The organism is Streptomyces sp. FIT100 (genome assembly GCF_024584805.1).
GTDB lineage: Bacteria > Actinomycetota > Actinomycetes > Streptomycetales > Streptomycetaceae > Streptomyces.
This window is the reverse complement of record NZ_CP075715.1, coordinates 1,025,943-1,045,822: the sequence shown is the minus strand read 5'-3', so window position 1 is coordinate 1,045,822 and position 19,880 is coordinate 1,025,943. Positions and strand designations below refer to the sequence as shown.

The 19,880-nt window shown below is 71.4% G+C and carries 20 protein-coding genes; 12 read left to right on the top strand and 8 right to left on the bottom strand.

Going from position 1 to position 19,880, the window contains the following annotated elements:
• Positions 1-7: 7 nt before the first annotated feature.
• Both KK483_RS04435 and KK483_RS04430 read right to left on the bottom strand, forming a co-directional pair.
• Positions 8-1,270, bottom strand: coding sequence for an MFS transporter (locus KK483_RS04435; RefSeq protein WP_262003884.1), 1,263 nt, complete (start codon positions 1,268-1,270; stop codon positions 8-10).
• Positions 1,271-1,406: 136 nt separating this feature from the next.
• Positions 1,407-2,876, bottom strand: coding sequence for an amidohydrolase family protein (locus KK483_RS04430; RefSeq protein ID WP_262003882.1), 1,470 nt, complete (start codon positions 2,874-2,876; stop codon positions 1,407-1,409).
• A gap of 288 nt (positions 2,877-3,164) precedes the next feature.
• Here KK483_RS04430 and KK483_RS04425 point away from each other — a divergent pair, with 288 nt between their 5' ends.
• The 7 genes from KK483_RS04425 (at position 3,165) to KK483_RS04395 (ending at position 8,281) form a co-directional block, all read left to right on the top strand.
• Entirely contained in the window at positions 3,165-3,968 is an 804-nt protein-coding gene (locus KK483_RS04425) for an IclR family transcriptional regulator C-terminal domain-containing protein (RefSeq protein ID WP_262003881.1), read from the top strand.
• Between the two features lie 104 nt (positions 3,969-4,072).
• Complete coding sequence (locus KK483_RS04420) at positions 4,073-5,254, top strand: CaiB/BaiF CoA-transferase family protein (protein ID WP_262003880.1); 1,182 nt, start codon at positions 4,073-4,075, stop codon at positions 5,252-5,254.
• 101 nt (positions 5,255-5,355) lie between these two features.
• The gene (locus KK483_RS04415) at positions 5,356-6,189 is read left to right on the top strand and encodes a citryl-CoA lyase (protein WP_262003879.1); all 834 of its coding nucleotides are present in this window, start codon (positions 5,356-5,358) and stop codon (positions 6,187-6,189) included.
• Between the two features lie 143 nt (positions 6,190-6,332).
• On the top strand, positions 6,333-7,196 hold the full coding sequence (locus KK483_RS04410) for an extradiol ring-cleavage dioxygenase (protein WP_262003877.1): 864 nt from the start codon (positions 6,333-6,335) through the stop codon (positions 7,194-7,196).
• Entirely contained in the window at positions 7,193-7,552 is a 360-nt protein-coding gene (locus tag KK483_RS04405) for a hypothetical protein (RefSeq protein WP_262003876.1), read from the top strand. The genes KK483_RS04410 and KK483_RS04405 overlap by 4 nt, the downstream gene beginning before the upstream one ends.
• Positions 7,549-8,043: a DoxX family protein gene (locus tag KK483_RS04400; RefSeq protein WP_262003875.1), complete on the top strand. Its 495-nt coding sequence runs from the start codon at positions 7,549-7,551 to the stop codon at positions 8,041-8,043. The genes KK483_RS04405 and KK483_RS04400 overlap by 4 nt, the downstream gene beginning before the upstream one ends.
• A 97-nt stretch (positions 8,044-8,140) precedes the next feature.
• The gene (locus tag KK483_RS04395) at positions 8,141-8,281 is read left to right on the top strand and encodes an SCO1431 family membrane protein (RefSeq protein WP_262003874.1); all 141 of its coding nucleotides are present in this window, start codon (positions 8,141-8,143) and stop codon (positions 8,279-8,281) included.
• 52 nt (positions 8,282-8,333) lie between these two features.
• Here KK483_RS04395 and KK483_RS04390 read toward each other — a convergent pair whose 3' ends face one another.
• Positions 8,334-9,611, bottom strand: coding sequence for a glycoside hydrolase family 18 protein (locus tag KK483_RS04390; RefSeq protein ID WP_262003871.1), 1,278 nt, complete (start codon positions 9,609-9,611; stop codon positions 8,334-8,336).
• A 369-nt stretch (positions 9,612-9,980) separates the two neighbouring features.
• Here KK483_RS04390 and KK483_RS04385 point away from each other — a divergent pair, with 369 nt between their 5' ends.
• Positions 9,981-11,153, top strand: coding sequence for an acyl-CoA dehydrogenase family protein (locus KK483_RS04385; protein ID WP_262009344.1), 1,173 nt, complete (start codon positions 9,981-9,983; stop codon positions 11,151-11,153).
• A 335-nt stretch (positions 11,154-11,488) separates the two neighbouring features.
• Here the strand turns inward: KK483_RS04385 and KK483_RS04380 are convergent, their stop codons facing one another.
• Positions 11,489-11,893, bottom strand: a complete 405-nt coding sequence (locus KK483_RS04380) for a hypothetical protein (protein ID WP_262003870.1) — start codon at positions 11,891-11,893, stop codon at positions 11,489-11,491.
• A 259-nt stretch (positions 11,894-12,152) separates the two neighbouring features.
• Between KK483_RS04380 and KK483_RS04375 the strand changes: the two genes are divergently transcribed.
• The 4 genes from KK483_RS04375 to fxsA all read left to right on the top strand — a co-directional run bounded on the left by KK483_RS04375 (position 12,153) and on the right by fxsA (position 16,118).
• A complete protein-coding gene (locus KK483_RS04375) occupies positions 12,153-12,593 on the top strand; it encodes an Lrp/AsnC family transcriptional regulator (protein WP_242332848.1) in 441 nt (146 codons plus the stop codon).
• A 9-nt stretch (positions 12,594-12,602) separates the two neighbouring features.
• The gene (locus KK483_RS04370; protein WP_262003868.1) at positions 12,603-14,225 is read left to right on the top strand and encodes an amidohydrolase; all 1,623 of its coding nucleotides are present in this window, start codon (positions 12,603-12,605) and stop codon (positions 14,223-14,225) included.
• 500 nt (positions 14,226-14,725) lie between these two features.
• Complete coding sequence (locus tag KK483_RS04365) at positions 14,726-15,496, top strand: polyprenol monophosphomannose synthase (protein ID WP_262003867.1); 771 nt, start codon at positions 14,726-14,728, stop codon at positions 15,494-15,496.
• 46 nt (positions 15,497-15,542) lie between these two features.
• Positions 15,543-16,118: an FxsA family membrane protein gene (fxsA, locus tag KK483_RS04360; protein WP_262003865.1), complete on the top strand. Its 576-nt coding sequence runs from the start codon at positions 15,543-15,545 to the stop codon at positions 16,116-16,118.
• A 211-nt stretch (positions 16,119-16,329) separates the two neighbouring features.
• Here the strand turns inward: fxsA and KK483_RS04355 are convergent, their stop codons facing one another.
• From KK483_RS04355 to KK483_RS04340, 4 genes are all read right to left on the bottom strand, one after another.
• The gene (locus tag KK483_RS04355) at positions 16,330-16,704 is read right to left on the bottom strand and encodes an RNA polymerase-binding protein RbpA (protein WP_003959706.1); all 375 of its coding nucleotides are present in this window, start codon (positions 16,702-16,704) and stop codon (positions 16,330-16,332) included.
• Between the two features lie 267 nt (positions 16,705-16,971).
• A complete protein-coding gene (locus tag KK483_RS04350; RefSeq protein WP_262003863.1) occupies positions 16,972-18,327 on the bottom strand; it encodes an MFS transporter in 1,356 nt (451 codons plus the stop codon).
• 43 nt (positions 18,328-18,370) lie between these two features.
• A complete protein-coding gene (locus KK483_RS04345) occupies positions 18,371-19,144 on the bottom strand; it encodes a glycerophosphodiester phosphodiesterase (RefSeq protein ID WP_262003861.1) in 774 nt (257 codons plus the stop codon).
• Entirely contained in the window at positions 19,141-19,764 is a 624-nt protein-coding gene (locus KK483_RS04340) for a YitT family protein (RefSeq protein ID WP_262009343.1), read from the bottom strand. The genes KK483_RS04345 and KK483_RS04340 overlap by 4 nt, the downstream gene beginning before the upstream one ends.
• Positions 19,765-19,880: the final 116 nt, after the last annotated feature.

Here is a 19,880-nt window from a genome sequence, read left to right as displayed (position 1 = left end):
GCCCCCGTCAGCCGGCGTCGGTGCGGCGCGGCACCACCATTCTCCCGGTGTCGACCAGGGCGAGGCCGGCGATGCCGAGTGCGGGCAGGACCGTGAGCTGCCACAGCCCGGCGCCGCCCCAGTCGAACGCGTCGACGAGCCGTGCGAAGAGCAGTCCGGAGAACGCCGCGGCCACGTAGTAGGTCAGCATGAACAGCCCGGCGCCCCGTCCGACGTGTTCGGGGCGGACCGCCCGCTGCATGGCGGTGGTGCAGTTGGTGAAGAGGAAGCCGCTGGCGAAGGCGCCCATGAGGAAGGCGAGCACGTACTGGGCCGGGGCCGAGGTGGCGTACTGGTAGGTCAGCGTCGCGGTCGCGGAGGTGGCGAGGAAGGCGAGGCCGAGCAGATTGCGCTGGTTGAAGCGGTCGCCCAGCCAGCCGGCCGGCAGTGCCATCATCGCGCCGAAGCCCGAGAAGGAGACGGCCAGGGCCGCCTGCCCGGCGCCGAAGCCGAGGTGTTCGCGCAGGAACGTCGGGTAGAGACCGAGGAATCCGTAGAACACCAGGCCGGACACCGCGCACGCGATGCCGATGCCGAGGGTGTTGCGGTTGAAGGGGCTGGCCGGCACGTGTCCGTAGTCCGACACCGAAGCCGTCGTGCCGGTGACCGACTCGGTCATCGTCCGCCGGACGCCGACGGCGATGAGCAGGGCGACGACCAGGCCGGCCGCGGCGAAGACATAGAACGGTCCGCGCCAGTCGCCCCATGCCGCGGCGATCCGGTTGCCGACGAGGGGGCCGAGGAAGACACCCGCGCCGAAGGCGACCCCGACCACACCGGCGGCGACGGCCCGGCGGTGGAAGAAGAAGGCGCCGACGATCGCGTACAGGGCCGTGGCCTGCATCCCTTCGCCGACACCGGAGACGAGGCGGTAGACGCTCATGTCGACGAAGCCGGAGGCGAGCGGGATCGCCAGGGTCCCCAGGGAGTAGATCAGGACGCTCATCACGACGATGCTCTTGCGGGACAGACGGTCCATCAGATAGCCGGCGGGCAGCCCGGCCAGGGCGATGCCGAGGGTGAATCCGGTGGCCAGCAGGCCGCCCTGGTCGAGCGAGAACCCGAACTCCTGGCGGATCTCCGGCAGGAGGGGATAGAAGACCTGCCGGTCCATGGCGTTGAGCATGTACGAGACGCACAGCACGGTGAAGCCGACGGCGACGGCGGCGGGCGTCAGGTGTCGTGGCGACGGCCGAGCGGAAGAGGTCGTCGTCGGAGGTGCATCAACCACGGGACGTTTCCTTCGGGGACGGCGACCGGTCGTGGCCGCGGGGGAGTGGTCTTCGACGCGTGGGGAATCCGGAGCGCGGGGCGCGGGCGGAGCGGTGGCGCGGGCGGAGCGGTGGCGCGGGCGCCGACGAGCGGGATCAGCCGCCGTGGGTGGCGGCGCTGCGGTAGCCGGTGTACGTGTACGGGTTGTCCAGGACCTTCGTCTCGGGGATGTCGGGGTTCATCCCGCGCTCCCAGGCCGCGGTCCCGAGCCGTGCCCGCAGGTGCTCGACCGTCGCCTCGACGCCGCGGCGGGCCTTGGCGAGGTCGACGCCGACCAGCCGGTGGTCGCGTTTGACGACGCGTCCGTCGACCACGACGGTGTGCACATCGCCGCGCTGGGCCTGGAAGGCGACGTGGCCGTACGGGTTGAGGACCGGGAACATGACCGGGGAGTGGTCGTTCTTGATCAGGACGACGTCCGCCTTCTTGCCTGCTTCGAGACTGCCCACCCTGTCGTCCAGGCCGAGTGCCCTGGCCCCGCCGCGGGTGGCCCACTCCACGACGTGTTCGGCCCGCAGGTGGACGTGGGTGACGGTCTCGCTCCCGGCGTGCGCTTCGAGGTGTTCGCGGGCCCGGTCGGCGCCGAGGGTGGCGCGCATCGCGGAGAACAGGTCCCCGCTCCACCACACGCTGGTGTCCATGGACAGCGAGACGGGGATTCCGTGCGAGCGAAGGATCCAGGTGGGCGGGTAGCCCTGCCCGCAGCTCTGCTCGCTCTCGGTCGACACCGACACCGAGCCGCCCGTGGCCGCGATGCGGTGGTAGGAGTCGGCGCCGAGGGTGGCGGCGTGCACGTAGACCGTGCCCGGGGTCATGAAGCCGTGGTCGTGCATCAGCCGGATGCCGTCGTCGTTGGTGGCGCCCCACACCCCGGCGTGCGTGGTCACCGTGGCCCCCAGGTCGCGCGCGACCTCGAAGGCCGCCTTCTCCGGGAACGCCGGGTCCCCGGTCACGTCGAAGGCCATCTGGAAGCCGAGCATGTCGCTGCCGTGGAAGCGGCGCCGGACGAAGTCGCGGAACTCCGGCGCGGCCGACCATTCCCAGGGCGCGGCCTGGATGTTGCCGTACGCGAGCACGAAGCGGCCGGGGACCTCCTCCAGGGCGTCGACGGCGGCGTCGGCGTGCTGGACGGTCTGCAGGCCGTGCGACCAGTCGACCGTCGTGGTCACGCCCGCGTCGAGCGCCTCGAGGGCGGACAGCAGGTTGCCGGCGTGCACGTCCTCGGGCCGGAAGTGCTTCCCGTGCTCCAGGTAGTACCAGACGAAGTACTGGGTGAGGGTCCAGTCCGCGCCGTAGCCGCGTATGGCGGTCTGCCACATGTGCCGATGGGTGTCGATCATGCCGGGCATGACGATGCCGCCGGCGGCGTCGATCTCGACCGTGCCGTCCGGGACGGCCAGGGACGGACCGATGGCCTCGATCCGCTCGCCGACGATCAGGACGTCGGCCGCGGCGTGCACGGTCCTGCCGTCGTCCATGGTGAGGACGGTTCCGCCCCGGAACACCAGGGAGGAGCCCGCCACGGGGCCCTCGCCGTTCCCGCCGGGTCTGCTGGCCGTGTTCATTCGGCTCCTCCGACTCCTACGTCGCTGGTGGCCGGCCGCTGGTCGCTGCGCCCGTTCCCCGCTCCGGCCAATGAACGGACGACTGTCCGTTTGGCGGACGTCGGGGCGTTGGCGTAACCATGGGTCGAGCCGGGGAGGCTGTCAATACTCCGCACAAGACCGCGGAAGCCGGACTCGGAAGCGTGGCGGTGCCTGGTCCGTCCGTCATGCGGACGGACGGACCAGGGAAGCTAGGCTCTGGGCGGGACCGCCTGGCGGCGCCCACACCTCCGAGCAGCAGGAGCCACCGTGCCTCGTCGCGACGACGACCCGAACTTCATCGAGGCGATCGCCCGCGGATTCGACGTCATCAAGGCGTTCGACCCGCACGCGCCCGTCATGACCCTGAGCGAGGTGGCCACGGCCACCGGCCTGGCCCGCCCGACCGCGCGCCGGATCCTGCTGACCCTCGAATCGCTGGGGTACGTACGCGCACTCCCGGCGGGCGGATTCACCCTGACCGCCCGGGTGCTCGAACTCGGCCTGACCTATGTGCAGGCCATGGGGCTGTGGGGGGTGGCCCGCCCGCACATGGAGCGCCTGGTCGCCCGGACCCACGAGTCGACCTCCATCGCACAGCTGGACGGTTCCGACATCGTCTATGTCGCCCGGGTCGCCGTGCCGAAGATCATCGCCCTGTCGGTGAGCATCGGCACCCGCTTCCCCGCCCCCCAGACCTCGCTGGGCAAGGTGCTGCTCGCCGGCCTTGAGCCCGAGGAGCTGGACAAGGCGCTGGCGGAGCCGAGCCGGGCCGGGGTCGAGCCGCGCCGCGGCCTGGACCGGCCGGAGCTGGACGCGACGCTGCGGGAGGTGCGGGCCAAGGGCTGGACGCTGACCGACCAGGAACTCGCCGCCGGCATCCGGTCGGTGGCGGCGCCGCTGCGCGACGGCACCGGCCGGGTGATCGCCGCGATGAACGTGACGGTGCACGCCGCGGAGACCTCGGTGGAGACGCTGACGGGGGAGTACCTGCCGCTGCTCCTGCAGGCGGCCGGTGATGTGAGCGCCGACTTCGCGCGCTACGACGCGATCCCACGGCGGCCCGTCACCTGATTCTCCCGCCCGAGTCTTGACACGTACTCCAGGTACTCCTGAGACTTTCGCTGTACGGACGAATGTCCGTACAGCGGGCAATGGGTCAAAGGGAGTGCTGAGGCATGGAGGATGAAACGGCTCGGTCCGGCGACAGCAGCGCCCGCGGGCCTCTGCGCGGACTGCTGGTGGCCGATTTCTCGCGCATCCTCGCCGGTCCGTACGCGACCATGCTGCTCGCGGACATGGGCGCCGAAGTGATCAAGGTGGAGAGCCCCGGGGGAGACGACACGCGCACCTGGCTCCCGCCGGTGCGCGACGAGGTCTCCACCTACTACCTGGCCGTCAACCGGAACAAGCGGTCCCTGGCCCTGGACCTCAAGGACGGGAACGACGCGGCGCTGGCCCGTGAACTCGCCGCACGCGCCGATGTCGTGATCGAGAACTTCAAGCCGGGCGGGCTGGCGCGGTTCGGTCTGGACTACGACGCCGTCCGGGACCTGAACCCGGGCGTCGTCTACGCCTCGATCAGCGGATTCGGCTCCCGCGCCGACACCGCCCTGCCCGGGTACGACCTGATGGTGCAGGCGATCTCCGGGCTCATGAGCCTGACCGGCGACCCGGACGGCCCGCCCTACCGGGCCGGCATCTCGGTCTTCGACGTGATGACCGGCATGCACGCCACGATCGGCATCCTCGCCGCACTGCACCACCGCGACCTGACCGGCACCGGCCAGCGCCTCGAGGTCAATCTGCTCTCGTCCGCGCTCTCCGGCCTGGTCAACCACTCCAGCGCCTACGTGGCGGGCGGCGACGTCCCCCGACGGATGGGCAACGCCCACCCGAGTCTGTTCCCGTACGAGCCCCTGCCCGTCGCCGACGGCGAACTCATCGTCATCGCCGGCAACGACGGCCAGTTCGCGAGGCTGTGCGAGGTGCTCGGACTCCCCGACCTCCCGGGCGACCCGCGCTTCGCCCGCAACCAGGACCGCACCGCCCATCGCGAACAACTGCGGCCACTGCTGGTGGAGCGCCTGGCAGAGCGCACCAAGAAGGACCTGTTCCACGAACTGCTCGCCGCGGGGGTGCCGTGCGCGCCCATCAACACCATCGACGAAGGCGTCGCGTTCGCCGAGGAAGTGGGCCTCGACCCGGTGGTCGTGGTCGGCGAGGGGGACGCGGCCGTACCGACGGTGCGGCATCCGATCTCGTTCTCGGCCACTCCGCCGCGCTACCGGCTGCCCCCGCCGGGCCTGGACGAGCACGGCGCCGAGTTGCGTGCCTGGCTCACGGCCCCGCGCGGCTGAGCGGTCGCCGAACCCGTCGCCGAAACCCTCGCCGAAACCCTCGCCGAAACCCTCGCCGAAGCCCGTGGCCGCTGCCGGCCCCCGACCGAAGGAGCAGCACCGTGGAACAGCAACCGGCGACGGGCCGACCGCCGCAGCAAGCGACCTCGTACCCGACCTCGCTGGGCACATCGGACGCCAGCACCATCACCCTGCTCGGCCACGACCTGGCCGGCGAGCTGATGGGCAAGGTCGGCTTCGGCGAGCTGGCCTTGTGGCTGGTCACCCAGCGCCGCCCGGAGCCGGGCGAGGTCCGCGTCTTCGAGGCCGTCCTCGTCGCGCTTGCCGACCACGGGTTCACGCCGACGGCGATCGCGGCCCGGCTGACGTACCTGTCCGCTCCGGACTCCGTACAGGGGGCGCTCGCGGCCGGCCTGCTCGGCGGCGGCTCGCGCTTCCTCGGCGTGACCGAGGACTGCGGCGCCTTCCTGCACGAGACCGTGTCCGCCCACGACGGACCACTGCCCGGCGACGGCGACGACGCGGGCTGGGACGAGCTGGCACTGAAGACGGTGCGGGCGGCCCGGTCGCAGGGGCGGCTCGTCCCGGGACTCGGGCACCCGGTCCACAAGGTCCAGGACCCCCGGACGCCGGTGCTGCTGGGGATCGCCGAGGAGAACGGGCTCAAGGGGCCGCACCTGCGGCTGTTCGAGGCCGTCGGCCGGGTCCACCCGAAGGTCCTCGGCCGTACCCTCCCGCTCAACGGCGCCGGGGTGTGCGGTGCGGCCCTGGCCGATCTCGGCCTGCCCGTCGGTCTGTTGCGCGGCTTCGCACTGCTGGCGCGGGCGGCCGGTCTGCTCGGGCACCTCGCCGAGGAGCAGCGCTCACCCCTCGGAATGGACGTCTATCTGTCCGTCGACCGCAACGCCCGGTACGTCGCCCCGCCCGGCGGCTGACCCGCGCGGCGGTCCGAACGGCTCCGCACGACTCGGCACAACGCACCAAGCACAGCACCACGCAGCCAGCACAGCACAGCACAGCACAACGCAGCGCAGCACCAGTCAGAGCACCCGAGATGGCAGCCGATGAAGGAATCACCATGGCAGAACTGGTTGCGGTCATCGCCTCGACCCATCATCCCTTCTACTACCGGGCCAGCACGGCGACCGGCGAGGACCGGCCGCCGTTCGCCGACGCATGGGTCGCGAAGATCGAGAGATTCCGGGAGACCCTGACCCGGGCCCGCCCCGATGTGCTGGTCATGGTCGGCTCCGACCACTTCCACCAGCTGTGGCTGGACAACATGCCGCAGTTCCTGGTCGGCAAGGCACCGTTCTACGACGCGAACTTCTTCAACGAGGAGCGCGAGTTCGGCCTGCCGAAGATGCTCCTGAAGGGGCATGAGGAGCTCTCCGCCCATGTGTTGCGCCAGGGCCTGGACGCCGGCTTCGACCTGGCCTTCAGCAACGAGCTGCGGATCGACCACTCGATCACCTGCCCGATCATCACGCTGCGACCCGAGGCCGACCTGCCGATCGTGCCGATCTACACCAACATCTTCGCCCCGCCGCTGCCGCAGCCGAAGCGCTTCGTCCAACTGGGGCGGAGCATCCGCGAGATCATCGAGGGCTGGCCGGCGGACCAGCGCGTCGCCGTCATCGGCACCGGGCACCTGTCGCTGGAGCTCGGCGGCCCGCGCCAGTTCGGCGAGCACGGACCCGACCCGGAGTTCGACCGCCGCGCGGTCGAGTGGATCGCCGAGGGGGACATCGAGGGCTGTCTCTCCGAGGTCACCCTCGACAGCCTGCACCGGCCCGGGAACGCCACGCACGGCTTCATGGACTTCATGCTGATGATGGGCGTCGCCGGCGAGGGCGCCAAGGCCGACCATGTCGACACCCTCGACCTGTTCCACACCATGGAGGCGTACTTCACCTGGTACCCGAAGGGAGTCCGGGCATGAGCAGGTACCTGCTGAACAAGTTCCTCTACACCGTCGACCGCGACCCCGAACTGGTGGAGCGGTACCGGAACGACCCGCGCGGCACGGTCGAGTGGTGGGAGGCGAACGTGGCCAACACCCTCCTCAACTGCACCAGCGGCGAGTCGTCGACCTGGCTGACGTTCGACGACGCCGAGCGCGAGGCGCTCGCGTCCCACGACCACCCCAGGCTGTTCGAGCTCGGCGCCCACCCCTTCCTCACCCTGACGCTCTTCATCGCGATGTTCGAGCGCGACCACGAAGGGCTTGGCTTCCAGAAGCTGTACGCCGAGCAGTTGGCGCACTTCTCCCTCCCGTACCCGGACATCGCGACATGAGCGCCGGGCTGCTGCTCCTGCGTCTGCTGCTGGCGGGGCTGCTGTTCGGGCACGCGGCCCAGAAACTGCTCGGCTGGTTTCGCGGCATGGGGCCCAGCGGCACCGCGCCGGTCTTCGAGAGCTGGGGGTTCCGGCCCGGCAAGCCGCTGGTCCTGCTCGCCGGCGCCTGCGAGCTCGCCGGTGCGCTGCTGCTCGCCTGCGGCGCGGCGACCCCGCTCGCGGCCGCGATCGTCACGGGCACGATGATCGTCGCGGCCGCGCCGGGCGCCGCCACCGGGTTCTGGGCCCATCAGGGCGGATACGAAGTGCCGTTCGTCTACGGGGCGTTGGCGCTCGTCATCGCGGTGACCGGTCCGGGGCCCTGGTCGGTGGACCATGCCCTCGGCGCGGACAGCGCGTCCGGCCCGGTCTGGGCGGTGGCCGCCGCGGCCGTCGCCGTGGCGGCGGCGACCCCCGCGCTGCTGCTGCGCCGGCGTCATCTGCGGCCGTGACCGGTGTCACTGACCGAAGGCGCGCCGACTGGCACTGTGGACGGGTCACACCCTCCGACGGAGGACGCCCACGACCGCGACGACCGAGCGAGCAGCCATGACCGCCACCACCGCCACCACCGCCCGTGCCCGTACCGGAGGGCCCAAGGACGACGGCCCCAAGATCGTCGAGCACCTCATGGGCTGGGTCCTCGTGGTCGTCCTCGCGATGCTCGTCACCCAGACCGGCCTGCTGTGACAGAGGGGGCGGGGAACCGACCCGTTCCCCGCCCCCTCCGGTCCGCTGCGGCTCAGCTGATCGACTTGATCAGCTCGCCGTTGGCCGTGTCGCCGCTGAGCTCCCAGAAGAAGGTGCCTCCCAGGCCCTGCTGGTTCTTGTACGCCATCTTCCCGGTGATCGTCGCGGGCGTGTCGTAGCTCCACCACTGCGTCCCGCAGTGCGCGTACGCCGTGCCCGCGACCGTTCCGTTGGCCGGGCACTTGGTCTTGAGCACCTTGTAGTCGTCGATGCCCTGCTCGTACGTGCCCGGTGCGGGCCCGGTCGCCGTGCCGCCGGGTGCGGCCTGGGTCACACCGGTCCAGCCGCGCCCGTAGAAGCCGATGCCGAGCAGCAGCTTGCCGGACGGGATCCCGAGGCCCTTGAGCTTGGTGATCGCCGCGTCGGTGTTGAAGCCCTGCTGCGGGATGCCGGTGTACGAGGTGAGCGGGGAGTGCGGGGCGGTCGGGCCCTGGGCCGCCCAGGCGCCGAAGAAGTCGTACGTCATCGGGTTGTACCAGTCGACGTACTGTGCCGCGCCCGCGTAGTCGGTGGCGTCGATCTTGCCGCCGCTGCTCGCGTCGGCCGTGATCGCGGCCGTGACCAGGTTCGACGAGCCGAATTTCGTCCGCAGCGCCGACATCAGGTTCTTGAACGCGGCGGGCCCGCTGGTGTCGCAGGAGAGGCCGCAGGCGTTGGGGTACTCCCAGTCGATGTCGATGCCGTCGAAGACATCGGCCCAGCGCGGGTCCTCGACCAGGCTGTAGCAGGAGTCGGCGAACGCCGCCGGGTTCCGCGCGGCCTCGGTGAAGCCGCCGGACCAGGTCCAGCCGCCGAAGGACCAGATGACCTTCAGCTGGGGGTTGAGCTTCTTCAGTTTGCGCAGCTGGTTGAAGCTGCCGCGCAGCGGCTGGTCCCAGGTGTCGGCGACGCCGTCGACGGACTGGTCGGCGGTGTACGTCTTCTCGTAGTCGGCGAAGGCGTCACCGACCACGCACCTGCCGCCTGTGACGTTCCCGAAGGCGTAGTTGATGTGCGTGAGCTTGGCCGCGGAGCCGGAGGTCTGGATGTTCTTGACGTGGTAATTGCGGTCGTAGACACCCCAGTTGGTGAAGTATCCGACCACGTTGGAGCCGGCCCGTGGTGCGGCAGCGGCGGCGGGGGCCGTGTCCAGGGAGGCCGCCCCGGCGCCGGCGGCGTCGGCGGTGCCGGCCGTGCCGACGCCGCCGAGCAGCCCGGCGCCGAGCACGGCCGTACAGACCGCCGCGACGAGCGCCCTCAAGCGCCTGTGTGGGGGAGGGGATCCGAGCATCGTGTCTCCTCGTGGGGGAGGGAGAGCGAATGTGGGGGGAAAGCGCTTCGCAGGCATGGCATGAACTGGTCATGTCTCCAGGGCGACGGTAGAAGGACTAGACCAGTGGGGTCAATGGTTCGGACCAATTTCGAGGGGCTTTTCGAAAGGCGGGGATGGCGCCCGAGGACGGCCGCAGGCAAGCGGAGCGACTCATTCCACCCCGTGACGGACGCCCCCGGATCGGGCATACTCGACCCGCCACAGCCGCTGGTCAGCCACTTCCGTGATCCGGGAGGGCAGCATCGGCGCATCAGGTGACACCCGGCGGCGCCGCCCAACCCTTCGCGCGTGACCGCCGCAGCGCCCGACAGGGAGGAGAGCGCCGCAATGCCCGACCGCGCCCCGCATCCGGTGGACCGCACGCTGCCCACCGAGGAGGCCAGGGATCTCATCGCCCTGGTCCGGGAGATCGTCCAGCGGGAGATCGCCCCCCGCGCGGCCGAGGAGGAGGACGCGGGCCACTTCCCGCGCGAGATCTTCTCGCTGCTGTCCGACTCCGGACTGCTCGGCCTGCCTTACGACTCCGCGTACGGCGGCGGCGACCAGCCGTACGAGGTGTACCTCCAGGTGCTCGAAGAGCTCGCCGCCGCCCGCCTCACCGTGGGCCTCGGCGTCAGCGTGCACTCGCTGGCCTGCCACGCCCTGGCCCAGTACGGCACCAAGGAACAGCAGGCCGAGCACCTGCCCGCGATGCTCGGGGGCGGCCTGCTCGGCGCGTACTGCCTCTCCGAGCCGTCCTCCGGATCCGACGCCGCCTCGCTGCGCACGAAGGCCGTGCGCGACGGCGACGACTGGGTGATCACCGGCACCAAGGCATGGATCACCCACGGCGGCGTCGCCGACTTCTACACCGTCCTCGCCCGCTCCGGCGGGGAGGGCGCCCGCGGCGTCACGGCCTACCTGGTGCCCGGCGACGCCGAAGGGCTCGGCGCCGCCGCGCCCGAGAAGAAGATGGGCATGAAGGGCTCGCCCACCGCCCAGCTGCACTTCGACGGGGTCCGCGTCCCCGACGCCCGCCGCATCGGCGAGGAGGGGCAGGGCTTCGCCATCGCGCTGTCGGCGCTGGACTCGGGGCGCCTCGGCATCGCCGCCTGCGCGGTCGGCGTCGCCCAGGCGGCGCTCGACGAGTCGGTCGCGTACGCCACCGGAAGGCGGCAGTTCGGCCGTCCCATCGCGGACTTCCAGGGGCTGCGCTTCATGCTCGCCGACATGGCGACCAAGGTCGAGGCCGGCCGTGCGCTGTACCTGGCCGCCGCCCGCCTGCGGGACGCGGGCAGGCCGTTCTCCCGGCAGGCGGCGATGGCCAAGCTGTTCTGCACGGACGCGGCGATGCAGGTGACCACGGACGCGGTGCAGATCCTCGGCGGATACGGCTACACCGCCGACTTCCCGGTCGAGCGGCTGATGCGCGAGGCCAAGGTGCTCCAGATCGTCGAAGGCACCAATCAGATCCAGCGCATGGTCATCGCCCGTCACCTCGCTGGGCCAGAGTCCCGCTGACCCAGCCGGTCCGCTGAGTCCACGCCGGTGCCGCCGTGAGCCTGTTCCATTCCTGGTCGCGGCGGCCCGGCAGGGTGCGTCCCGTGCTCGCCCAGTGGCGCAGCAGATCGCGGTAGATGGGCGGGTCCGCCGCGCGCGGAACCGATTCGTCCTGACGGGGCGCCGTCAGCCGGCGGCGGCCCGAGCCGCCCGTGGGGTACTGCGGGGTCATGACCGTCAAAACGCCCGGTGGGCGCCCCGGGTCACCGGCAGGCCGATTCGAGCGCGAGTTCGTGGTGTACCCGTCGCGCGGAGCGGGCGACGGGTCTGCTCGTGGCGGTGGACCCGCGGCGGGGTCAGGCGGCCCGTCGCATCGGCGGCACCTTGATCGGGCGCGAACCCGGTCCGCCGACGTGCGAGAAGGGCTGCGTCCGCCAGTCGAGCCCCTGAGGGAGCGTCAACAGCAGGGCGGTGTCCTGCTCCTGTACCTCCAGCGACTCGTCGGCGGGGCGGGCGTCGGCCGCCGGCCGACCGGTCCCGGCGCACACCGACAGCACGAACGGGTTCCACGGCGTCGGGCACAGTGCGTGCTCCGGCAGTGCGTCCTCGTCGGCGAGCAGCGCGATCGGCTGCGCGCAGTCCGGGCAGATCACCCGGTACATCTCGAACGTGTCGTAGGCATCGAGCGCGTCGTCCTCGTGGGACACGACGGCTTCAACAGGCTCCGGATCGGTACGTCCGGCGCGCTTCACACTCTGCATGGAGAATCTCCCCCTCGGGTGGGCCGACCAGGCACGTGCGGCCTCGACCACACCAAGCACTTCCCGCCGCGCTCCGCAGGTAACCGTGCGGTCTCGACGGACACGGGTCCAAGCCTGTGGTCTTCGTCACATGCCCGTCGCAGATGCCCGCCCCGGCATGTTCCGCGCCCCTTCCAGTGCCCTTCCGGCGCCCCTTGCGGAGTCGTCGAGGACGCAGCCGACTGTGCCGGAGGCGACCCGGGGCAATAGGTTGATCCGCATGGAGGAGCTGGATCGTCAGATCGTCGAGTTGCTCGTCAAGGACGGGCGCATGAGCTACACCGACCTGGGCAAGGCCACGGGCCTGTCCACCTCGGCTGTGCATCAGCGCGTCCGCAGGCTCGAGCAGCGCGGCGTCATCCGCGGGTACGCCGCCGTCGTCGACCCCGAAGAGGTCGGACTGCCGCTCACGGCGTTCATCTCGGTGAAACCCTTCGACCCCAGCGCCCCCGACGACATCGCCGAGCGGCTCGCCGGGGTGCCCGAGATCGAGGCGTGCCACAGCGTCGCCGGCGACGAGAACTACATCCTCAAGGTGCGCGTCGGCACGCCGCTGGCGCTGGAGGAACTCCTCAGCCAGATCCGCTCGCTGGCCGGTGTGTCCACCCGGACGACCGTCGTCCTCTCGACCCCGTACGAGGCACGGCCCCCGCGAATCTAGGCTGTCCCCATGAGTGAGAGCGCGACCCAGGCCGAACACCGCACCGTGCTGCTGCGCGGCGGTGAGGTACACAGCCCCGCCGACCCGTTCGCCACCGCGATGGTCGTCGAGCGCGGGCACATCGCCTGGGTGGGCTCCGAGGGTGCCGCGGACGCCTTCGCCTCCGGCGTCGACGAGGTCCTCGACCTGGAAGGCGCCCTTGTGACGCCCGCCTTCGTGGACGCGCACGTGCACACCACCGCCACCGGCCTGGCGCTCACCGGACTCGACCTGACCGGTGCCTCCTCGCTCGCCGAGGCGGCGCAGCGCGTCCGGGCGTACGCGGCGGACCGGCCCGGCGACCGGATCCTGATCGGGCACGGCTGGGACGCCTCCCGCTGGCCCGAGCAGCGCCCCCCTCGGCGTGACGAGCTCGACGAACTCACCGGCGGCCGCCCGCTCTATCTGACCCGCGTCGACGTCCACTCGGCCGTCGTGACCACCGCGCTGCTCGATCTGGTGCCGGGCGTCCGGGACCGGTCGGGCTTCCAGGAGGCGGAGCCGCTGACGGGCGACGCCCACCACGCCGTACGCGCCGCGGCGTACGCCGCCGTGTCGCCCGAGCAGCGGGCCGAGGCCCAGCGCGCCGCGCTCCGGCGCGCGGCCTCGCTCGGCATCGGCACCGTGCACGAGTGCGCCGGCCCCGACATCTCCTCCGAGGACGACTTCACCGGCTTCCTGAAGACCGCCGGCGACGTGCCGGGGCCCCGTGTGGTCGGCTACTGGGCCGACACGGACGTGGAGCGGGCGCTCGCCCTCGGCGCGGCCGGCGCGGCCGGTGACCTCTTCGCCGACGGCTCGCTCGGCTCCCACACGGCATGCCTCCACGAGCCGTACGCCGACGCGGCGCACTCCGGCGTGGCCCACCTCGACGCGGCCGCCGTCGCCGCCCATGTCACGGCCTGTACGGAGGCCGGGATCCAGGCAGGTTTCCACGCGATCGGCGACCGTGCGATCGGCAACGTCGTGGAGGGCGTACGAGCCGCCGCGGCCGCCCTCGGTCTCGCCCGGGTGCGCGCTGCCCGGCACCGTGTGGAGCACGCCGAGATGCTCACTCCGGAGACCGTCGCCGCCTTTGCCGAGCTCGGCCTCACCGCCTCCGTGCAGCCCGCGTTCGACGCGGCCTGGGGTGGCGACACCGGTATGTACGCCCAGCGCCTCGGAATCGAACGTGCCCGCACTCTCAATCCGTACGCCGCACTCCTGCGCGCCGGGGTCCCGCTGGCCTTCGGATCGGACAGTCCGGTCACCCCGCTCGACCCCTGGGGCACGGTCCGCGCCGCCGCCTTCCACCGCACACCCGAGCACCGGATCTCGGTGCGCGCCGCCTTCACCGCCCACACCCGGGGCGGCTGGCGGGCCGTGGGCAGGGACGACGCGGGCGTTCTCGTGCCCGGTGCCCCCGCCGACTACGCGGTCTGGCGCACCGGTGAACTCGTCGTCCAGGCCCCCGACGACCGGGTCGCCCGCTGGTCGACGGACCCGCGCTCGGGCACCCCGGGACTGCCTGATCTGACCCCCGGAAATGCGCTCCCGGAGTGCCTGCGGACCGTTGTCTTCGGACAAACGGTCTACGTACGGCCTAACGAGTGACATCGGGACATTTCGTACCGTCGAGCGACTCGCCGAAGGTTCGCTCACTACCTGCGGATCTTCGTCGCTGACCAGCCGATTCGCCCAATCGCCGCAGTTCACAGGAGTGTTGACAGAGTGCGGCGGAGGGCCGGTAGGTTCGGCCGAGTCCACCACAGGACGTCCGACCGGTCGAGCTTCCACGCAGTCGTCGAACGCCGCTGGGTCATGGGGTGGTGCGCCGCACCGGCGCACCACCACTGGGAGCCAGGTTCAGCGCCCGCGCCTCGGGGGCGAGGGAGGGTTTCGGCCGGGCGGCAGGGTGCGACCCGGGTGGGGCCCGGCGTTCAGTAGACAACGGCTCTCGGTCGACCCGCAGCCAGCGGGTCCCAGGCCGGCCCGAAGGACGCCGGGCCCCGGCCGTATCCGCCCTCCCACGCACCTCGTGTCCGTGCCGCCGTCGCTGCGTCATCAGCGGTCGCTATGGTGGGTCTCTGCGTACGGACGTTAAAGGGGCAGCAGTGAACGACGGTGGTCAGAGGCGGTACGGCCCGCTCGGCAGAGCCTTGGTGATCATCCCGACCTACAACGAGGCGGAGAACATCGGGCCGATCGTCTCGCGTGTGCGCGCCGCCGTGCCGGACGCGGACATCCTGGTCGCCGATGACAACAGCCCCGACGGCACCGGAAAGATCGCCGACGAACTCTCCGTGGAGGACCCCCAGGTCCACGTCCTGCACCGCAAGGGCAAGGAAGGGCTCGGCGCGGCGTATCTGGCCGGCTTCCGCTGGGGCACCGAGCACGGCTACGGCGTACTCGTCGAGATGGACGCCGACGGCTCCCACCAGCCCGAGGAACTGCCCCGGCTGCTCACCGCGCTCAAGGGCGCCGACCTCGTCCTCGGCTCCCGCTGGGTGCCGGGGGGCCGGGTCGTCAACTGGCCCAGGTCCCGTGAGTTCCTCTCCCGCGGCGGAAGCACCTACTCCCGCCTGCTGCTCGGCATCCCCATCCGGGATGTCACCGGCGGCTTCAGGGCCTTCCGCAAGGAGACCCTCGAAGGGCTCGGCCTCGACGACGTCGCCTCACAGGGCTACTGCTTCCAGGTCGACCTCGCCCGCCGGGCCGTCGAGGCGGGCTTCCACGTCGTCGAGGTCCCCATCACCTTCGTCGAGCGGGAGCTCGGCGACTCCAAGATGAGCCGCGACATCGTCGTGGAGGCGCTGTGGCGGGTCACCGCGTGGGGCGTGAGCGCCAGGGCCGGCCGGGTCCTGGGCCGCAGGCCGTCGCGCTGATCCCGCCTTTACGCCACATCTGCGGGCGCCCAGGCACACTGGGAGCATGACGACCGGTGTACCGACCCCGACCGCCCGCGGGCGCTCACGCGCTCGCACCCTCATCCCCCTCGCCACGGCCGCCTGGCTGGTGCTGGAGATCTGGCTGCTGACCGTCGTGGCCGGAGCGGCCGGCGGGCTCACCGTCCTCGCTCTGCTGCTGGGTGGCGCCGTGCTCGGCGCGGTCGTGATCAAGCGCGCCGGACGGCGTGCCTTCCGCAGTCTCACCGAGACCCTCCAGCGGCAGCAGTCGGGCCTCGCGCCTGCCGAAGGCGACCGCCCTGGCGGCAACGGCCTGCTGATGCTCGGCGGGCTGCTCCTGATGCTGCCGGGCCTGATCTCCGACGCCGCCGGTCTGCTGCTGCTCGTCCCGCCGGTCCGCGCGGCCCTCGGCCGGTTCGCGGAGAGGTCGATCGAGCGCAGGGTGCGCAAGGCCGCTCCCGGTTCCCTTGGCGACGCCTTCCGGCAGGCCCGCATTCACCGTCCCGACGGAAAGGTCGTGCAGGGTGAGGTCATCCGCGAGGACGTGCCGCCGCCGCAGCGGCGAGCCGGCGAGGAGTCGCGGCCTCCGCTGACCCCGTGACGAATGTCACTGCACCGAATGTCACTGCACCGAGAGTCACTGCACCGAGAGTCACTGCACAGGGGATCACTGCGCCGAGTGCCGCGCGCTGAGTCGTCGCGGGCCGGGCCCTGAGCAGGCGCGAGCCGGTCCAGGAACGCGAAGAGCCGCGGGCTGCGGCACACATGACGTGTGCGGCAGCCCGCGGCTCATATGTCGTTCGTGGGTGTCGTTACGCGGACTTCCGGCTGTCGCGCGGGTGCACCGCGATGTTCATGGCTCCGGAGCGCAGGACGGCCAGCCTCTCGGCCAGCACCTCCTCGAGCTCCTCGCGGGTGCGCCGCTCCATGAGCATGTCCCAGTGCGTACGCGCGGGCTTGCCCTTCTTCTCCTCGGGGCCGTCCCCGTCCACCAGAAGTGCCTGGGCGCCGCACGCCTTGCACTCCCACTCCGGCGGAATCTCCGCCTCGACCGAGAACGGCATCTCAAATCGATGTCCGTTCTGGCATGCGTACTCCACCGCCTGGCGCGGGGCCAGATCGATGCCGCGGTCGGTCTCGTAGCTGGTCACCACGAGGCGCGTGCCGCGAAGAGCTCGCTCACTCATGAATCGTGCCTCCCGGGCTTGTCGCCCACAGGACAGGTGTCGCTGTCGTCGTCATCCGGTCAACGTCCGGTCGGCGGTAAAGATTCCCGTCGCATTCCCTCTCAGGTCATGCGTCGCGCCCGTCGTGCCGCCCCTTGTTGTACCCACCAGCGCCCGGTTTGTCACATCTGGCAGAAAGTGTCACCCAACGTTTTGACGTTTTCAGCACGCAGTAACGGTCCGCCTGGCAGGCCAAAGGCGTACACTACCGGCCTTTCACTTCAACGTCTAAATCCGTTCCGGCACGGGGTTCCCCGCAGCGGCCACCGCGCGCCGCACCGGCACCCGCGCGAGCAGTACGAAACCGAGCGCGAAGAAGATCACCAACGAGATGATCGCATCCCGGTAGCTCCCCGTCAGCTGGAACGTCAGACCGAACACCAACGGCCCCAGCCAGCTCAGCCCGCGGTCGCTCATCTCGTACGCCGAGAAGTACTCGGCCTCCTTGCCCCGCGGCACCAGATGCGAGAACAGCGAACGCGACAGCGCCTGGCTGCCACCGAGCACCAGCCCGATCGCACCGGCCAGCGCGTAGAACCACACCGGCGTCCGCGCCGGCAGGAAGTACCCGGCGGCCAGGATCAGCGTCCACACCGCGAGCGAGCCGAGGATCGTGCGCTTCGCACCGTACCTTCCGGCCAGCCGGCCCATCCCCAGCGCGCCCGCCACCGCCAGCACCTGCACAAGCAGCACCGCCGTGATCAGCGTCGTCTGGTCCAGCCCCAGCTCCTCGGAGCCGTACACCGACGCCTGGGAAATCACCGTCTGCACACCGTCGTTGTAGACCAGGTACGCCAGCAGGAACGACAGCGTCAGCGGATGCCGGCGCATGTCCCGCAGCGTCGCGGTCAGCTGCCGCCATCCGGCCCCCACCGCGCCCTCGTGGGCGTGCGGCACGCGCCGGTCGCGCAGCCGCCGCAGCGGCACGAGCGCGAACGCGCCCCACCAGACTCCGGCCGAGGCGAGGCAGATGCGCACCGCGTCCGACTCGGAGAGGCCGAAGGACTCGTGCCCGGTGTACAGCACCAGGTCGAGAACGAGGACGAGCGCCCCGGACGTGTAGCCGAAGGCCCAGCCGCGTGAGGAGACGGTGTCGCGCTCGTCTGGCTCCGCGATCTGCGGCAGGTACGCGTTGTAGAGGACCATCGACACCGACTGCGCCGCGTTCGCCACGATCAGCAGGAGCGCGCCGAGCAGATAGCGGTGGCCGTCAAGGAAGAACATCCCGGCCGTCGCCGCCGCCCCCACGTACGCCGCGGCCGCGAGAAGAGGCTTCTTCCGGCCCGTACGGTCCGCCACCGCGCCCGCGAGCGGCATCAGGAGCACCGCCACCACCACCGAGACGGACACGGTGTACGGGAACAGCGAACCGGCCCGCACCGGGATGCCGAGCGGGTGGACGAAGCCGTCCGCGTCCGCTGCGGCCTTCGCCACCGAGGTGAGATAGGGGCCGATGAAGACCGTGAGCACGCTCGTCGAGTAGACGGAGACGGCGAAGTCGTAGAAGTACCAGCCGCGTTGCTGACGCCGGCGATCGCCGGCGTCGTCCGTCGCCGTGGCCCGGTCCGCGGTCTCAGCGCTCACGCCGTGCCCCCCTCGCTCGTCCCCATGGGGAGACGCGCGAGGCTCAGAACCAGACTCCCCGGTCGGTCAGCACCGTGCGCAGCGTCTCCAGATGATCGGTCATGATGCCATCCACTCCGAGGTCCAGGAGGGCGGCCATCCGATCCGCGTCGTTCACCGTCCACACGTGCACCTGGAGCCCGCGTGCGTGGGCCTCCCGGACGAAACGCCGGTCCACGACCTTGATGCCGTTCTGCGACTCGGGCACCTGCGCGCAGACCGCGCCCACGCGCACCGCCGCCGGGATGCCCAGGGAGCGCAGCCGCAGCCCCAGCACGCCGCGCACACCGTACGAGGTCGCGAGGCGCGGGCCCGCGAGGCGGTGCGCACGGGAGACCCGGCTCTCCGAGAACGAGCCGACGCAGACCCGGTCCCAGGCCGCCGTCCGCCGCACCAGGTCCACGAGCGGCGCCAGCGCGCCCTCCGCCTTGATGTCGACGTTCCAGCGCGCCTCGGGGAACTCCTCGAGGAGGTCCTCGAAGAGCGGCAGCGGCTCCTTGCCCGCGACCCGGGCCCGGCTCACCTCGCTCCACGGCAGGTCCGTGATCCGGCCGTGGGAGTCCGTCACACGGTCCAGGGTCGGGTCGTGGAAGGCGACCAGCTTCCCGTCGGCGGTGGTGTGCACATCGGTCTCGAAGTAGCGGTAGCCGGTCGCCGCGGCGCGGCGGAAGGCGGCGGCCGTGTTCTCCAGCCCGTCCGCCGTGCCGCCGCGGTGCGCGAACGGTATCGGGGAGGCGTGGTCGAGATACGGATGCCGGGGGTGCGGTACGCGAGTCACCCGGGCAGTATGGCCTGCTCCGGTGTCGACTTGGCGACCTCCCGGCTTCCTTCGCCCGCAGACGGGATGGCGAAAACACGCAGGAAGAGCTGGGCGAGCGGGCCGATGGCCAGCGCGTAGGCCACGGTGCCGGCGCCGACCGAGCCGCCGAGCAGGAAGCCGGTGGCGACGACCGCGATCTCGATGGCGGTGCGGACCAGCCGGATCGAGCGGCCCGTCAGCCGGTGCAGCCCCGTCATCAGGCCGTCGCGCGGGCCCGGGCCGAAGCGGGCGGAGATGTAGAGGCCGGTGGCGGCCCCGTTGAGGACGATCCCGGCGATCATCACCGGGATCTGGGCGGCCAAGCCGTTCACATCGGGGGCGACGGCGAGCGTGCCGTCCATCGCGACGCCGATGACGAAGACGTTGGAGACCGTGCCGAGGCCCGGCTTCTGGCGGATCGGGATCCACAGGAGCAGCACGGCGGCGCCGACGATGATCGTGACGACGCCGATGGTCAGTCCGGTCCGCTCCGCGAGGCCCTGGTGCAGCACGCCCCACGGCTCAAGGCCGAGACCGGCCCGGACGAGGAGGGCGGAGCTCACGCCGTACAGCGCAAGACCGGCGTAGAGCTGGACCAGCCGGCGGGGAAGCCGGCGGGTGAGCGGGCGGCCGGCCGGCTGGTCGGCTGTGGAGTCGACCGGCTGGCCGGCCGGGCGGGGGTGCCGGTTCCGGGCGGAGGGAATGGACAAGGTTC

Coding starts and splice junctions, on each gene's coding strand:
- KK483_RS04420 (WP_262003880.1), top strand. CDS start 4,073: ATGGAGGATGAAACGGCTCGGTCCGGCGACAGCAGCGCCCGCGGGCCT.
- KK483_RS04390 (WP_262003871.1), bottom strand. CDS start 9,611: ATGCTCGGATCCCCTCCCCCACACAGGCGCTTGAGGGCGCTCGTCGCG.
- KK483_RS04405 (WP_262003876.1), top strand. CDS start 7,193: ATGAGCAGGTACCTGCTGAACAAGTTCCTCTACACCGTCGACCGCGAC.
- KK483_RS04400 (WP_262003875.1), top strand. CDS start 7,549: ATGAGCGCCGGGCTGCTGCTCCTGCGTCTGCTGCTGGCGGGGCTGCTG.
- KK483_RS04395 (WP_262003874.1), top strand. CDS start 8,141: ATGACCGCCACCACCGCCACCACCGCCCGTGCCCGTACCGGAGGGCCC.
- KK483_RS04355 (WP_003959706.1), bottom strand. CDS start 16,704: ATGAGTGAGCGAGCTCTTCGCGGCACGCGCCTCGTGGTGACCAGCTAC.
- KK483_RS04380 (WP_262003870.1), bottom strand. CDS start 11,893: ATGCAGAGTGTGAAGCGCGCCGGACGTACCGATCCGGAGCCTGTTGAA.
- fxsA (WP_262003865.1), top strand. CDS start 15,543: ATGACGACCGGTGTACCGACCCCGACCGCCCGCGGGCGCTCACGCGCT.
- KK483_RS04430 (WP_262003882.1), bottom strand. CDS start 2,876: ATGAACACGGCCAGCAGACCCGGCGGGAACGGCGAGGGCCCCGTGGCG.
- KK483_RS04385 (WP_262009344.1), top strand. CDS start 9,981: ATGCCCGACCGCGCCCCGCATCCGGTGGACCGCACGCTGCCCACCGAG.
- KK483_RS04370 (WP_262003868.1), top strand. CDS start 12,603: ATGAGTGAGAGCGCGACCCAGGCCGAACACCGCACCGTGCTGCTGCGC.
- KK483_RS04375 (WP_242332848.1), top strand. CDS start 12,153: ATGGAGGAGCTGGATCGTCAGATCGTCGAGTTGCTCGTCAAGGACGGG.
- KK483_RS04410 (WP_262003877.1), top strand. CDS start 6,333: ATGGCAGAACTGGTTGCGGTCATCGCCTCGACCCATCATCCCTTCTAC.